We start from the raw sequence: 14,268 nt of genomic DNA, 5'->3' as shown, positions 1-14,268 counted from the left end.
CTTACCTGTCGCATGACGGAACCTGTCTTCCATTCTACGGAAATATGGGACCGGGTGGTTCGGCCGTCCCGAGCGGGTACGGTGCCCGAGGTCACGGCACGACCGGCTGCCGCGGACGTCGACACGAGGAGGTGACGGGTGAGCGCAGAGGAATCCCTGGCCCGGCGTTTCGAGGAGCACCGCCCCCACCTGCGGGCCGTGGCCTACCGGATGCTGGGGTCGCTCAGCGAGTGCGAGGACGCCGTACAGGAGGCCTGGCTCAGGTTGAGCCGCTCCGACACCGGCGCCGTCGACAACCTCGGCGGCTGGCTGACCACCGTCGTCGGCCGCATCTGCCTGGACATGCTGCGCTCGCGCACGACCCGGCGCGAGGAGCCCCTGTACGGCGAGGACGGCCGGGTCCGCCTGCCCGACCCGGTCGTCACCGGCCCGGCCGGCATCGACCCCGAGAACGAGGTCCTCGTCGCCGATTCGGTCGGCCTCGCCCTGCTGGTCGTCCTGGAGACCCTTTCGCCCGCGGAGCGGCTGGCGTTCGTCCTGCACGACCTGTTCGCCGTGCCGTTCGACGAGATCGCCCCGGTCCTCGGGCGTACGGCCGCCGGTACGCGGCAGCTGGCCAGCCGGGCCCGCCGCCGCGTCCAGGGGGCCGCGCCCGAGCAGGACGCCGACCTGGAGCGCACCCGGGAGATCGTCGACGCCTTCCTCGCCGCCGCCCGCGGCGGCGACCTCGGCGCGCTGCTCGACCTCCTCGACCCGGAGATCGTGGCCCGCTCCGACGGGGGCGCGCTCCGCCCGGGCCCGGTCCGCCGGGGCGCCCGGGACGTGGCCTCGCAGGCGATCGTGTTCGCCCGGTTCGCGCAGGCCGCGCAGCCGGTCCTGGTCAACGGGTTCCCCGGGGTGCTCTCCCGGTCGTCGGACGGCAGCGTGCTGTCCCTCATGGCGTTCACCGTCCGCGGGGGCCGGATCACGGCGCTGGACGTCCTCACCGACCCGGAGCGCCTGCCCGCCCTCACCGCCGGCATCCTGCCGGGCTGACCGCGCCCGCCGGTCGCCGGTCGCCCGCCCGCCGCCCCCGGTCGCCCGGCGGTCCGGTGGCCGGTCCGGCGCGGCGCGCGGCGGCGTACGGTCAGGCGGGGCGGCGTACGGTCAGGCGGACTGCCGGGCGGCGAGGGTGTTGAGCAGGGCGGCGCCGCGCTCGGCGTCGTCGACGGTGACGGCGAACTCCGGGCCCGTGCGGGGCCGTACGACCAGGCATGCGCCGGACCGGAGCATCACCGTCGTGCCGAGGCCGCCGATCCGGTACCCCCAGCCGCCGACCTGGGCGGGCGTCCGCGTCTCGGCGCGGGCCGAGACGATGTCCTCGGCCCGCCACCGCCGCACGGGCCGGCCGAGCGGGCCGAAGGCCACCTCCAGGCCCCGCTCCGTCACCCGCGCCTGGACCGAGGAGCACCCCGACGCCGCGAGGGCGACGACCGCGAAGGGCGCGATCAGCGCCCACGGCGGGGCGGTGGTCAGCCCGGCCGCCGCGACGAGGACCGCCGCGCCGGTGAGGAGCCCGGCGACGGCGCCGGTCAGGCGGAGCCAGGGGTTCACGGTGCGCGAGAGCCAGACGAAGCGCTCCCCCTCGGGTACCTCCAGCAGCGGACCCGCGTCCGCCCCGCGCACGGGGTCGGGCGTCGCGCCGTGCCGCCCGGCCAGCCACCCGAGCGCCCCGGCCCCGACCGCGACGGCGGCCGTGACCAGCATCCCCGTGTCCACCGAGCCGGCGTCCCGCCAGTCGGCCCGGTCCAGATTGGCGCGGACGATCGACACCTGGGCGCCCAGCAGGAACACCCCGCTCACCGCGAGGGCCGCCGCGGTCCAGGACCGCCCGGGCGCCCCCGCGCGCCGGGCCGCCGCGACGTGGCCGAGCAGTAACAGCACCCAGACGAGCGCCGGGCCCAGCGACGCCGCCCACAGGGGCATCGAGCCGTCGGGTGCGCCGCCGCTCCAGTGGGTGGCGAGGCGGTCGGGCAGTCGGCTGCCCACGGCGGGCGGGAGCGCGGCGAGCGCCACGGCGACCGCCGCGCCCCAGACCCCGGCACCCCGGCCGTTGCCCCGGCCGGCAGCGCCGCCTCGCCGGCCGCCGCCCTCGCCCGGTCCCCCCGGCTGCCCGGCGTGCCCGGCGTGCCCCGCACGGTCCGTCATGAAAGCCCCCTGATCATCTCGATGAGTTCGCTCCTGCCGTAGCCCAGGCGGGCCGCGTCCTCGACCAGCCGGCGGGCCTTGCCCAGCAGTTCCGACCGCCCGTCCGCGCCCTGGGCGACGGTCACGCCGCGGCCGCGCCGGAACTCCAGCACCCCCTCGTCCCGCAGGGCGCGCAGGCCGCGCAGCACGGTGTTGGCGTTCACGCCCAGCGCCAGCGAGAGGTCGCGGGCGGGCGGCAGCCGCTCGCCCGGTTCGCAATCCCCTTCGGCGATGGCGCGCCGGACGGCCCCCGCCACCTGTTCGTGCAGGGGGCGGCTGTCCGTGGTGTCCAGTCTCAGCAGCATGGTGCCAATGAAGCTAGCACCATCCTGCTCATGGGAGGGGGGTGAGCCGGGTATGGTCGGATGTCAGGTACGGATCAACACGCGTGCGGTGGTGGTGGACGACCCGGGATCGCGTCGGGTCGGGAACCGACAGCCCGTCACCGGCGTCTGCGGAACGGGCGGTTCCGAGCGGGGCGCCGAACCCGGTGGGAGCACCCCGGGCAGAGGCGTGTTCTATGTTGCACAGGCAAAACACGGGGGAGGCGACGGGCGGCGGATGGCACGCGATTACGACAGTCAGCTGCTGGAGTCGGTGGCGGTACGCCGCCGCAGGATGCGGGACGCGCTGCTGTTCGGCGCGCAGCGGGCGCGCCGCACGGCCGACGAGCGGCTCGGGAAGATGTTCGCGGGGATCGCCATCGCGGCCGTGCTGTGCGCCGGTTGCGTCGGATGGTCCTTCATCCAGGCCACCCTGGCCAAGCAGAAGGCCGAGCAGCAGAAGCAGCAGCAACAGCAACAGGGCCTGTTCCCGCAGCAGATGCCGCCGACGAAGGCGCCGGGCCCCGCCAAGTCCGCTGACCCCGCGAAGACGTCCGCCCCGGCCAAGCCGTCGGGCGCGACCAAGGCCCCGGGTCATCCGACGCCGTCCCAGTCCGGGAAGCCGGCCAAGTCTCCCGCGCAGTCCCCGCCCGTGACGAAGTCGCCCAAGCCGACCCAGCCGTAGAAGCATGACCCGAAAGGTCGGAACGCCGCGATGATAGGTTCCAGCAAGTGGTGAGCACAGCAACGACTTCCCGGGCGCAACTGAGCCGGGTGACCCTGGTCGGCGAGCGCCGCCGCGCCGACGTGGTCCTCCCGGCCGACACTCCGATCGGCCAACTGCTCCCCGACGTACTGCTGCTGCTCGACGACCGCGCCGCCGCCCGTCCCCTGACGCGTCAGCTGATGACGTCGGACGGTTCCGCGCTGCCGCACGACAGCACGCTCGCGTCGGCCGGCATAGCCGACGGCGCCGTCCTGCGGCTCGTCCGGACCCACTCGGCGCCGCCCGCGCCCGTCGTCCACGACGTCACCGACCTCGTGGCCGACGACCTCGACCTGCGGGCCTGGCGCTGGCGCCCCGCCGCACGCAGGGCCAGCGCCGGCGTCGCGACCGTCGCCCTCGCCGTGACCGCCGCGCTGCTCGCGCGCCGCGAGTTCGGCCTCGACACCCTGGCCGGGTCCCTGCTCGCCGTCACGCTCGTACTGCTCGCGGCCGGGGCGCTCGTCTCCCGGATCGGACAGGGCAACCGGGGCCTGGCCACCGTGTTGCTGCTGGCCGCCGGCGCACTGTCCGTGCTCGCCGCGTGGACCGCCGCCGACGCCTACCACTGGGCCGGCGTCGTCCGGTTCGCCGCCGTCGCGGGCTCGCTGACACTGACGCTGGTCCTTCTCGGGTACTTCTCCCCGCTCGGCCGCGGCGGGCTCATCGGCGCCATGGCCGTCGCCGGCGTCACCGTCCTGTGGGGCGTCGTGGCCGCCGTCCAGGACGATCCGGCACGGCTCGGCGCCGTCATGGCCCTGCTCTCCGTGCTGCTGCTCGGGGTGCTGCCGCGGCTCGCGCTGATGGCCTCCGGGCTCACCTCGCTCGACGACCGCCGCTCCGGCGGAGCCTCGGTCAGCCGCCACGAGGTCGGCAACGCCCTCGCCGCCACCCACCGCGGCCTCGCCCTCGCGTCCATCGCCACCGCCGCCTCGGCCGCCGCCGGCGGCTGGCTGCTCACCCTGGCCGCGAAGCCGAGCGCCTGGACCGTGGCGCTGGCCGCGCTCGTCGCCGTGGTGCTGCTGTCGCGGGCCCGGGCCTTCCCGCTGGTCGCCGAGGTCGTCGCGCTGCTCGCCGCCGCGGGCGTCCTCCTCGTACGCCTCGTCGTGCTGTGGATCCAGCACGGCGGCGGCACCGGGGCGCTGGCCCTGCTGTGCGTGGCCGCGCTGCTACCGACGGTCGCCCTGGCGGTGCAGCCGCCGGAGCACGTGCAGGTGCGGCTGCGACGCATGGCGGACCTCGTCGAGTCCGTCGGCATGGTGGGGCTCTTCCCGCTGGCCGTGGGGGTGTTCGGCGTGTACGGGCAACTGCTCGACAGGTTCTGAGTCACGGCGCAGGCCGCGCCCCGCGAAGGGCGGGCCGCAGGTCGGAAGAACGCCCCCAGCGGGGCGGCAGGTCGCAAGGACGCGCTCCGAGCGGGGCGGCAGGTCGAAGGACGCGCTCCGGGCGGGGCGGCAGGTCGGAAAAGAGGGGCAGGGCAGACATGCCGAACGGAGACAACTGGCAGGGCGACGTCCTGCGCGACCTGAGGGCGGCATCCGCCACCCCGGAGACCCGGAACGAGACCCACGGGCCCCGACAACCCGGCCCGCAGGCCCCCGCCCCAGGCCACCCGCAGCCCGCCCAGGGCGCAGCCCCCGGCTACGGCCACCCGCAGGGCCCGGGTCAGGGCGAAGCCGCCGGCTACGGCTATCCGCAGCCCGGCGCAGCCGCGGCCGGCACCCCCGGCCCGCAGCAGGGGCAGGGTCACCCCGTGCAGCAGCCCGCCCCCGGCGCCGCGCCGCAGGGCCACCAGCAGCCGGCCGCGGCACAGGCTCCCGGCCACGGTTACCCGCAGGGCCCGGGCCGGGGCGAAGCCCCCGGCTACGGCTACCCGCAGACGCCGGGCCCGGCGGAAGCCGCCGGCTACGGCTACCCCCAGGCTGCCCAGGCCCAGGCCCAGTCCCCGGGCTACGGCTACCCCCGGTCGGGCGCCGCTCAGGGCGGCGTTGCCCAGGCCCGGCCCACGGTCCAGGAGGCAGCTCAGCCGTACGCCCAGCACCCGCCCGCAGCCCAGGTCGGCGAGGCACACGCCCAGGCCTTGGCCCAGGCGCACGCCCAGGCCCAGGCACAGGCACAGGCACAGGCCTACGCCCACACCCCCGCCCCCGCCCAGGCCCACACGCAGCCCGAGGCCCAGGCCCACCCCGCCCAGGCAGCCGCCCCCGCCGCGGCCGCCCGCCAGGGGTCCGCGGTCCGGGCGCCCGAGTCGCTGCCCGTCATCGACAAGAGCCTGGTCGCCGCCTACAAGGGGGCCCGGCGGGGCGAGCCGTTCCTGACGCGGGCCGCCCGGACCCTCTGGCGAACCGTTTCCTCATCCGCCTCCCGCGAGGTCGCCGACGCCACCCGCACCGCCGAGCTGCTCCAGCAGCCCGTGACGACCGGCCGCCAGATCGCCGTCACGTCCATCCGCGGCGGCGCCGGCAAGTCCACCGTCGCCGCCCTCCTCGGCACCACGTACGCCCACTACCGCCAGGACCCCGTCCTCTTCGTCGAGGCCGACCCCGCCCTCGGCTCGCTCCCCATCCGGCTCGGCGCCGACACCCTCCGCTGGACCACCGGCGAGGTCGCCGACATCGTCGAACCGCAGATGTCCCTCCTCGACGTCACCGGCTACCTCGTCCAGCTCCGCGACAACGCCTGGCTGCTGCCCGGCAGCCAGGGCCGGATCGGCGCCATGCTGGACCTGCGCTCCTACGAGCGGGCCATGGTCGCCCTGCGCCGCTACTTCGGCGTGACCGTCGTCGACTGCGAGACCCTCCCCGCCGAGGTGGCCCGCGTCGCGCTGTCCGCCTCCCAGGCCCGCGTCCTGGCCACCCCCGCCGCCCTCGACGGCATCGCCAGCACCCACGCCGTCCTCCAGTGGATGCAGGGCCTGCCCCCGCACCTGATCGCCGGCACCGTCGTCGTCATCACCGAGCAGTCCCCGCACTCGGGCATCGACCTCGACGAAGCCGCCCGCACGCTCGCCGCCACCGGAGCGAGCGTCCACGTCCTGCCGTACGACCGCCACCTGGCGAGCGGCGGCGTCATCCGCACCGAACTGCTCGCCGAGTCCACCCGGACGATCGCCACCCGGCTCGCCGCGGACGTCTTCCAGCTCTCCCAGAAGCGCCACTGACGATGAGTACCCGACTGATCCACCGCCCGGCCCGGACCATCAAGCCCCCGGCCGCCACCGAGGCCCGGACCATCGAGGCCCCTCCCAACCTCCCCGAGGGCAAGGCCGGCAACATCGCCATGTCGCTGCTGCCCGTGGCCGGCGTCATGTCCTCGGTCGTGATGATGACCGTCGTCCGCAACAGCCAGTTCGCCGCCCTCGGCGCCCTGATCCTGTGCGTCACGGTCGCCGGCTCCCTCGTCATGGTGTTCTCCCAGCGCGGCAAGGCCCAGCGCACCCGCCGCACCCAGCGCGAGGCGTACCTCGCCTACCTGGAGGACCTGCGCGAGGAGCTCGCCGGCGAGGAGCGGGAGCGGCGCGAGCGCGCCGACGTCCTCAACCCGCCGCCGCAGGCCCTGTACGACATCGTGCGCGACCCGGCCCGGCTGTGGGAGCGGCGCCGGGCCGACGGCGACTTCCTGCTGGTGCGCGCCGGCACCGGCGAGATGCCCGTACGCGACCTGAAGATCGGCCAGCAGGGCTCCTCCGTCCTGACCCCGCCGGACCAGTTCATGCTCAACGAGGCCTCGGCGCTGACCGCCCGCTTCCGCACCGGCACCGAGCTGCCGCTGACCGTCCCCCTCGACCGGGTCGGCAACATCAGCGTCGTCGGCCCCCGCGAGGACTGCCTGCGCATCGCCCGCGCCCTGCTCGTACAGGCCGCCGCCCTGCACGCCCCCGACGACGTCGCCGTCGCCCTCGCCGTGCCCGGCGACCGGATCGGCGACTGGGAGTGGGCCAAGTGGATGCCGCACCTGCTCGACTCCGGGCAGCTCGACGGGCCCGTCGCCGCCCGCCGCATCGCGGCCTCCACCGCCCAGCTCGCCCGCCTGCTCGGCCCCGAGCTGAACCGCCGCGCCTCGTACGCGGCCGAGGTGCGCCGCGGCCTGGCCGGCCAGGACGCGCTGACCATGAACTCCCGGCTGCTCGTCGTCGCCGACGGGCACGGCGAGGACGCGGTGGAACTGCCCCTGCCCGACGAGGCGGTGGGCCTGCGCGACATGGGCGTCACCGTCCTGCACCTGCTCGAACAGCGGATCCAGGAGCCCGGCCACGTCGGCGTCCGCATCACCGTCGAGGGCGCCGACGTCCTCATCGAGGACCTGCGCCAGGCCGAGCCGGTCAGCGCCCACGGCACCGTCGACGAGGTCGGCATCCCGTTCGCCGAGGGCCTCGCCCGGATGCTCGCCCCGCTGCGGCTGTCCGCCGAGTCCCTCGCCGACGCCCCGCTGTCCGGGCCCGTCGACTTCGCCGACCTCCTCGGCATCGACGACGTCGCCCACCTCGACCTGCCCGGTCTGTGGGCGCCGCGTGGCGAGCGCGCCTTCCTGCGCGTACCGATCGGCATCAGCGACTCCCGCGAGCCCGTCCTCCTCGACCTGAAGGAGTCCTCCGAGCTCGGCATGGGCCCGCACGGCCTGTGCGTCGGCGCGACCGGCTCCGGCAAGTCCGAGTTGCTGCGCACCCTCGTCCTCGCGCTGGTGGCCACCCACCCGCCGGAGGACCTCGCCCTGGTCCTCGTCGACTACAAGGGCGGTGCGACGTTCGCGCCGTTCGCGGACCTGCCGCACGTCGCCGGCGTCATCACCAACCTGGAGAACCAGGCCGGCCTCGTCGAACGCGTCCACGCCTCCCTCGCCGGCGAGGTCAAGCGCCGCCAGCAGGTCCTCAAGGACGCCGGCAACGTCGCCGACATCGGCGACTACGCGGCCCTGCGCGCCGACCGCCGGCCCGACCTGGAGCCGCTGCCGCACCTGTTCGTCGTCATCGACGAGTTCGGCGAGCTCCTCACCGCCAAGCCCGACTTCATCGACCTGTTCCTGTCGATCGGCCGCATCGGCCGCTCCATCGGCGTGCACCTGCTGCTGTCCAGCCAGCGCATCGAGGGCGGCAAGCTCAAGGGCCTGGACACCTACCTGTCCTACCGGCTGGGCCTGCGGACCTTCTCCGCCGACGAGTCCCGCACCGTCCTCGACACCACGGACGCCTTCCACCTGCCGCCGCTGCCCGGCTTCGGCTACCTCAAGGTCGACACCAGCCACTACGAGCGCTTCAAGGCGAGCTACGTCTCCGGCGCCTACCGGGGCCCCGTCCGCCGCGAGGACGACGAGGACACCGGACCGCTGGCCCTGGAGTACGAGGCCTTCAACACCCTCGCCGAACCCGACGGCCAGGGCGCCCCGGAGACCAGCGGCCGGCGCCGCGAGAGCGGCCCCACCGAACTGGGCGTCATCGTCGGCCAGCTGGAGCGCGCCGCCGCCCCCGTCCGCCGCATCTGGCTGCCGCCGCTGCCCGCCGCGCTGCCCCTCGACGCCGTCGCCGGCCCCCTCGACGTCGGCCCGCGCGGCATGCAGCTCGCCAAGCGGCGCGACCGGCTCGTGGTGCCGCTCGGCCTGATCGACGACCCGACCAAGCAGTGGCAGGGCGAGTGGTACCTGGACCTCACCGTCGCGGGCGGCCACGCCGCCGTCATCGGCGGCCCCCAGTCCGGCAAAACCACCCTGCTGCGCACCCTCGTCCTGTCCCTCGCCCTCACCCACACCCCGCAGGAGGTCGGCGTCTACGGCCTCGACCTGGTCGGCGGCGGCCTCCAGGCCCTGGCCGGGCTGCCGCACGTCGGCGGGATCGCCGGCCGCGCCGACCGCGAGCGCGCCGCCCGCACCGTCGAAGAGGTCCGCAACATGCTCGCGGTCCGCGAGGACGTCTTCCGCGACCACACCATCGACTCCGTCGAGCAGCTGCGCACCCTGCACGCGGCCGGCCGGCTGCCCGAACTGGCCTCCGCCGAGATCGTCCTCGTCATCGACGGCTTCGGCGCCCTGCGCGACGACTTCGAGGAACTCGACGACGCCATCGTCGACATCCTCAAGCGCGGCGGCGGCTACGGCATCCACGTCGTCGCGGGCATGCTCCGCTGGAACGACGTCCGCATCGCAACCCAGTCCAACTTCGGCACCCGCGTGGAACTGCGGCTCAACGACCCGAGCGAGTCCAGCATCGAGCGCAAGCTCGCCGAGACCCTCGCCCCCGACGAGCCCGGCCGGGTGCTGACCGACGGCAAACTGTTCGCGCAGGTCGCCCTGCCCCGCACCGACGGGCAGGCCGACGCCGCAGAGCTGGGCGCCGTACTGGAGCGCACGGCCCGTACGGTGCGCGCCACCTGGGTCGGCGACACCGCCCAGCCGGTCCGGGTGCTGCCGCACCTGCTGGAACCGCAGGTGCTGCCGGGGCCGGCGGCCGAGCCGAGGCGGGTGCCGATCGGGCTGGACCAGACGGCACTGGCCCCCGTCCTCCTGGACCTGTTCCACCACGACCAGCACCTGCTGGTCATGGGCGACAGCGAATGCGGCAAGACGAACCTGCTGAAGACGATCGCCGGCGGCCTGATCGAGCGGTACGGCGAGGAGGAACTCGTCTTCGCGATCATGGACCCGCGACGCAGCCTGCGCGGCGTCGTGCCGGAGGAGTTCAACGGCGGCTACGCGTACAACGCCAAGATGTGCGCCGGGCTGGCCGCGGGCATCGCCGGCGAGCTGGAGCGGCGCCTGCCCGACGACAGCGCCCCGCTGGAGGACCTGGAGCCGGGCAGCTGGGGCGGCGGCCCGCGCATCGTGGTCCTCGTCGACGACTACGACGTGCTCACCACGGCCGGGCAGTCGCCGCTCGCCCCGTTCGTCCCGTACATCCCGTCGGCGGTCGACATCGGCCTGCACTTCGTCCTCACCCGGCGCGTCGCCGGCGCCTCCCGCGGCCTGTACGAGCCGCTGGTGCAGGGCCTGCGCGAGTCGGGGGCCTCGGCGCTGGTGATGGCCGGTGACCGCGGCGAGGGACAGCTCTTCCCCGGCGTGTACGCGTCCTTCCAGCCGGCGGGGCGCGGTGTGCTCGTCCGCCGGGGCCAGCCGAACCGCCTGATCCAGACGGTGTGCACGCCCGACTGACCCGGGACGCGACGACGCGGCGACGCCACGAGGCCACGACGCAACGACGCAACGACGCAACGAACTGCGAAGGAAGGACCGTAGGCACCCCATGACGAAGGACGTCATAGCCCTCACCCCGCGGATGCCGGACCCGTGGGCCGTGCTCGCGGGCCTGCTCTCCGGAGGCCCCGACAAGCTGGTGGACACCACGGGCGAGGGGGCCGTCGTCCAGCTCTGCGACGCGCAGGGCCGGCCGCTGGTCTCCGTCGAGGCCCCGCTGCTGGTGCAGGTCGAGGGCGAGGCGGAGCGGCTGCTCGGGGCGACCGCGCCGCCGGTCCCGTTCTGGTGGACCGAGGCCCGCGCCACCACCGGCGTCCCCGAGGCCGAGCGGCTCGCGGGGACCTTCGCGGCGCGCCTGGCCTCGCTGTCGGGCGGGACCGCCTGGCCGCCGGAGGCCGCGCGCTCGCTGGCCGTGGTGGCCGGTGAGGGGGTCGGTGTGGCGCCGGCGCCGGCCGCGGCGCAGCCCGCCGTCGACGTGCTGACCGGCAATGTCGCCGTGGCCATCATGGACCGGCCGGTCGTCGCGATGACGGCCTGGCTCGCCGACGCGTTCCGGGCCTGCGCGGCCGCCGAGCGCGGACTGCAGATCGTCACCCCGCCCGGGACGACGCTGTCGCCGGCGGTGATGTCGGTGATGCCGGGCTGGCCCTCGCGGTGGGTGGTGCAGGACCCGCAGGACGGCTACTACGACGGCCTCAGCGGGGCGGTGCTGCGCTGGCAGGAGGGCATGTTCGCCACCGTGGTCCCCGGGGACGCCACCGAGGACGATCCGCGCACGCCGGTGGCGGCCTCGTACCAGCAGGTCGCGGCGACGGGGGAGCGGCAGCTCGCGGTCACCTACCGGACGATCCACCCGGCCGACGACCGCCTGGTCCTCGGCGGATCGGTGGAGACGGTGTGGCGCGAGCTGACCGGCGCGCCCCCGGCGGGCTGGGGCACGGCCGAGCCGGCCAACCTGCCCTGGTCGCCGGGCCGGTTGACGGACCTGGCGTACTCGCGGGCCCCCGAGCCGACCTGGTTCGTGGTGGTCGGCGGCCCGGAGCGGCCCGGCCTCGCCACCATCAAGATCACCCGCACGAAGGCGGGCGTCGAGGAGGAGGTGACCCTGGCCTTCGGCTACGGCGCGGACGAGGAGGTGCCGCTGGAGGGCCTCCGGCGCACGGCCGAGGCCCTCGTCACCCGCCACCGGCTCCAGTCGATGCTCGTACAACTCCGCAAAGCCCGCCGCGACCTGCTCGTACCGCCGCGCTTCGAAGGCCCGGGCGTCCCCCTGGCCTTCGTGCTGGGGGCGGAGGAGGTCCGGGCGGTGCCGGACGACCGCGCGCAGCGCACGCCGCTGCCGCAACCCCCGGTCAGACTGGGGCCGAAGGCCCGTCCGGCCTTCTACTACCCGATGCCGGGGGACCCGTCGGACCTGTCCGGCTGGGCCGACTTCGAGCGGTTGATGCACCACCTGAAGGGCTCGTGAAGCGGCGGGCTGCTTTGTCATACGTCAGTCACAACTGCCCTGGCAGGAGTTGCAGATGCGACGCCGACTGATAGAAGTAGGCATACTTTCAGAAGAACTGATGGCCTGAATTATGTGAGTGCGCGGGGGAGCGTGAGCGATGAAGTTCGACATGGGGGCCACGGCCCTGACGACCCTGATGTCGGGGTCGAAGGGTTCGAGCACGGACCTGGGGACGTTGGTCCGGCTGCTGGTGCAGGCGGCGCAGCCGTTGGAGGGGAAGTTCAACGGTCAGGGCAAGGTGGCGTTCGACTCGTTCAAGGGGCGGGCGGACGGTATCGCGAAGGAGCTGAACGCGTCGCTGGCGGCGATCCTGGGCGGTCAGGCGGGGATGGAGAAGGCCTTCTCCTCGGGTGACCAGGAACAGGGCGAGAACGCGAGGACGCAGATGGCGTCGGCGAACTTTGACGCGGCGCGCTTCCGCGGCCGCTGACGGGGGCCGCGAGAGCGGCTGTTGCAGGGTTTTCGATCTCAACGGGGAGTGTGGTTGTGGTGGCTTCTGGTCAGGACCGTCGTTCGTACGATTCCGGTGCGTCCACGGAGGCGCAGGGCAACATCAAGGTGGTGATCGGCCAGCTGGAGTCGGTGATCGCGGCGCGGGACGCGCAGGTGGCCAAGGTGATGTCGGACTTCGAGGCGGAGGGCGTGTCGGCGGAGTACCACGCCAAGGAGCAGCGCTGGAAGAGGGTTTCGGAGGAAGTGAAGAGCATCATCCGGCTGCTGAACTCGACGCTGGAGAAGAACGACGCGACGGCGCGCCAGACGCAGACGCGCGCGAAGGCGGCGGTCGACAACATCGGCTGAGCAGGCGGTACACGGCGACGGCGACACGGGGGACGGGGACGCACGGATGACGACGTGGGACATCAAGCCGCAAGGCGTGCAGGGCCAGTTGAAGACGGTCGGCGGACATGCCGGTGACCTGGAGAAGGCCCTGAACACACTGGTCACCGCCATGTCGAAGGCGGGCGCGGCCGCAGGCACGGCCGTACCCGGCTCGGGGGCCAAGACCATGTCCAAGACCCCGGTGCAGGGCCCGGTGGCACCGGGCCAGGCACCCCTGTCGCAGAACACGATGGGCCCGGTGGCGGCCGCCCTCGGCGAATACCTCAAGGGGCGGGAGAAGGAACTCAAGTCGATGGCCGAGCGCATCGAGGCGTGCATCCTCGGCGCGGTGAAGGCGACGAACGAGTACCTCGAAGGCGACCTGGAGGCGGCGAAGCAGGCGCAGGACGCGGCCAAGTCCGTCAACCTGGAGGTCCTCCGCCAGAAGCCGGGCGGTGGTCAGTGACGTCGAACGCACCCGTCGATCCGGCGGAGGTGCCGGTCTTCACGGGTGATCTGGTGGAGCTGGACGCGCAGGTCAAGGCGATCTCGTCGGGTGGGGCGGCGGTGTCGACGAAGGCAGGGGACGTCCATTCCAGTTTCGGTGGCCTTCAGGCGTTCTACCAGGCGCCGGAGGCGGATCAGCTGTTCGCGACGACGAAGCCGGTCTCGGACCTGGGGCTGAAGCTGAGTGGCGACATGTGCACGATCGCTGGTGCGCTGGGTACGTACGCGCGCGATGTCGCTCCGTTGAAGAAGAAGCTGGAGGACCTGAAGCGCGAGGCGGAAACGTTTCGTTCGAAGGTGGCGGACGACAAGAAGTGGCGCGAGGACGGCGACCTGATCGACGAGAACCTTGATCGTCGTAACGAGATCGCCGAGGTGTGGGCCCAGTTCCAGGAGGTGGAGCGGACCGCGTACGGGAAGATCGTCGCGCTGGTGGGCGGGAAGCCGTTGAAGGTGAACGACGGTTCCAACGCCAAGGACATGTACGGCTACGACGGGGAGGCGCTGAAGCAGGCGAAGTCCCTGCCGTGGGGTGATGCGGTGGAGGAGTCGGTGCCGGCGTGGCAGGTGTGGGAGCACGCCTGGGACTTCGGCAAGGGTTTCGTCGTCGACGGTGTGTGGGGGACGATCAAGGGTTTGGGCGGGCTGGTGGGCCTGCAGGGGTGGGACACGTTCAAGCAGTCGTGGACGGGTCTGGCCAAGCTCGCGACGGGTCTGGCGATCTCCTCGATGCCCGGTGTCGGGCCGCTGTTCCTGGCGGCGCCGTCGGACAAGTTGCCGTCCTGGTTGCGGGATTCGCGTACGGCGATGAAGGAGACGGGTAAGGCGCTGCTGGCGTGGGACCAGTGGGGTTCGAACCCGTCGCGCGCTGCCGGTGCGGTCACCTTCAACGTGCTGACGACGGTGTTCACGGGCGGTAGTGGCGGTGCGGTGTCCGG

Annotated in this window: 10 protein-coding genes and 2 pseudogenes; 10 read left to right on the top strand and 2 right to left on the bottom strand. The window is 73.9% G+C overall.

The annotated features are described in order from the left end of the window. Positions 1-138: 138 nt before the first annotated feature. The gene (locus ACZ4VL_RS35575) at positions 139-1,035 is read left to right on the top strand and encodes a sigma-70 family RNA polymerase sigma factor (RefSeq protein ID WP_468208598.1); all 897 of its coding nucleotides are present in this window, start codon (positions 139-141) and stop codon (positions 1,033-1,035) included. 111 nt (positions 1,036-1,146) lie between these two features. Here the strand turns inward: ACZ4VL_RS35575 and ACZ4VL_RS35570 are convergent, their stop codons facing one another. Next, a complete protein-coding gene (locus ACZ4VL_RS35570) occupies positions 1,147-2,187 on the bottom strand; it encodes a DUF1648 domain-containing protein (protein ID WP_468208595.1) in 1,041 nt (346 codons plus the stop codon). Beyond that, positions 2,184-2,531 (bottom strand): GntR family transcriptional regulator, encoded by a 348-nt coding sequence (locus tag ACZ4VL_RS35565; RefSeq protein ID WP_468208592.1) that lies wholly within the window; start codon positions 2,529-2,531, stop codon positions 2,184-2,186. The genes ACZ4VL_RS35570 and ACZ4VL_RS35565 overlap by 4 nt, the downstream gene beginning before the upstream one ends. A gap of 256 nt (positions 2,532-2,787) precedes the next feature. Here ACZ4VL_RS35565 and ACZ4VL_RS35560 point away from each other — a divergent pair. The 9 genes and pseudogenes from ACZ4VL_RS35560 to ACZ4VL_RS35520 all read left to right on the top strand — a co-directional run. Further along, positions 2,788-3,072, top strand: a pseudogene (locus tag ACZ4VL_RS35560) (hypothetical protein); the annotation flags it as partial. 209 nt (positions 3,073-3,281) lie between these two features. Continuing rightward, positions 3,282-4,637, top strand: coding sequence for a type VII secretion integral membrane protein EccD (gene eccD / locus ACZ4VL_RS35555; protein WP_468208590.1), 1,356 nt, complete (start codon positions 3,282-3,284; stop codon positions 4,635-4,637). Positions 4,638-4,795: 158 nt separating this feature from the next. Continuing rightward, on the top strand, positions 4,796-6,472 hold the full coding sequence (locus tag ACZ4VL_RS35550) for a MinD/ParA family ATP-binding protein (RefSeq protein ID WP_468208589.1): 1,677 nt from the start codon (positions 4,796-4,798) through the stop codon (positions 6,470-6,472). 2 nt (positions 6,473-6,474) lie between these two features. Next, positions 6,475-10,449 carry a type VII secretion protein EccCa gene (gene eccCa, locus ACZ4VL_RS35545; RefSeq protein WP_468208586.1) on the top strand — a complete coding sequence of 1,325 codons (3,975 nt, stop codon included), beginning with the start codon at positions 6,475-6,477 and terminating at the stop codon, positions 10,447-10,449. A gap of 91 nt (positions 10,450-10,540) precedes the next feature. Further along, positions 10,541-11,959, top strand: coding sequence for a DUF6177 family protein (locus tag ACZ4VL_RS35540; RefSeq protein ID WP_468208584.1), 1,419 nt, complete (start codon positions 10,541-10,543; stop codon positions 11,957-11,959). Between the two features lie 139 nt (positions 11,960-12,098). Further along, positions 12,099-12,431 carry a hypothetical protein gene (locus ACZ4VL_RS35535; RefSeq protein WP_361097315.1) on the top strand — a complete coding sequence of 111 codons (333 nt, stop codon included), beginning with the start codon at positions 12,099-12,101 and terminating at the stop codon, positions 12,429-12,431. Positions 12,432-12,490: 59 nt separating this feature from the next. Beyond that, positions 12,491-12,802 carry a pore-forming ESAT-6 family protein gene (locus tag ACZ4VL_RS35530; protein WP_404236856.1) on the top strand — a complete coding sequence of 104 codons (312 nt, stop codon included), beginning with the start codon at positions 12,491-12,493 and terminating at the stop codon, positions 12,800-12,802. Positions 12,803-12,848: 46 nt separating this feature from the next. After that, positions 12,849-13,289, top strand: a complete 441-nt coding sequence (locus tag ACZ4VL_RS35525) for a DUF6507 family protein (protein ID WP_468208580.1) — start codon at positions 12,849-12,851, stop codon at positions 13,287-13,289. Then, positions 13,286-14,268: pseudogene (locus ACZ4VL_RS35520) on the top strand (hypothetical protein); the annotation flags it as partial. The gene ACZ4VL_RS35525 and the pseudogene ACZ4VL_RS35520, both read left to right, overlap by 4 nt.

The organism is Streptomyces sp. NPDC029014 (assembly GCF_055564695.1).
This window is presented reverse-complemented; position numbering and strand designations above follow the sequence as displayed.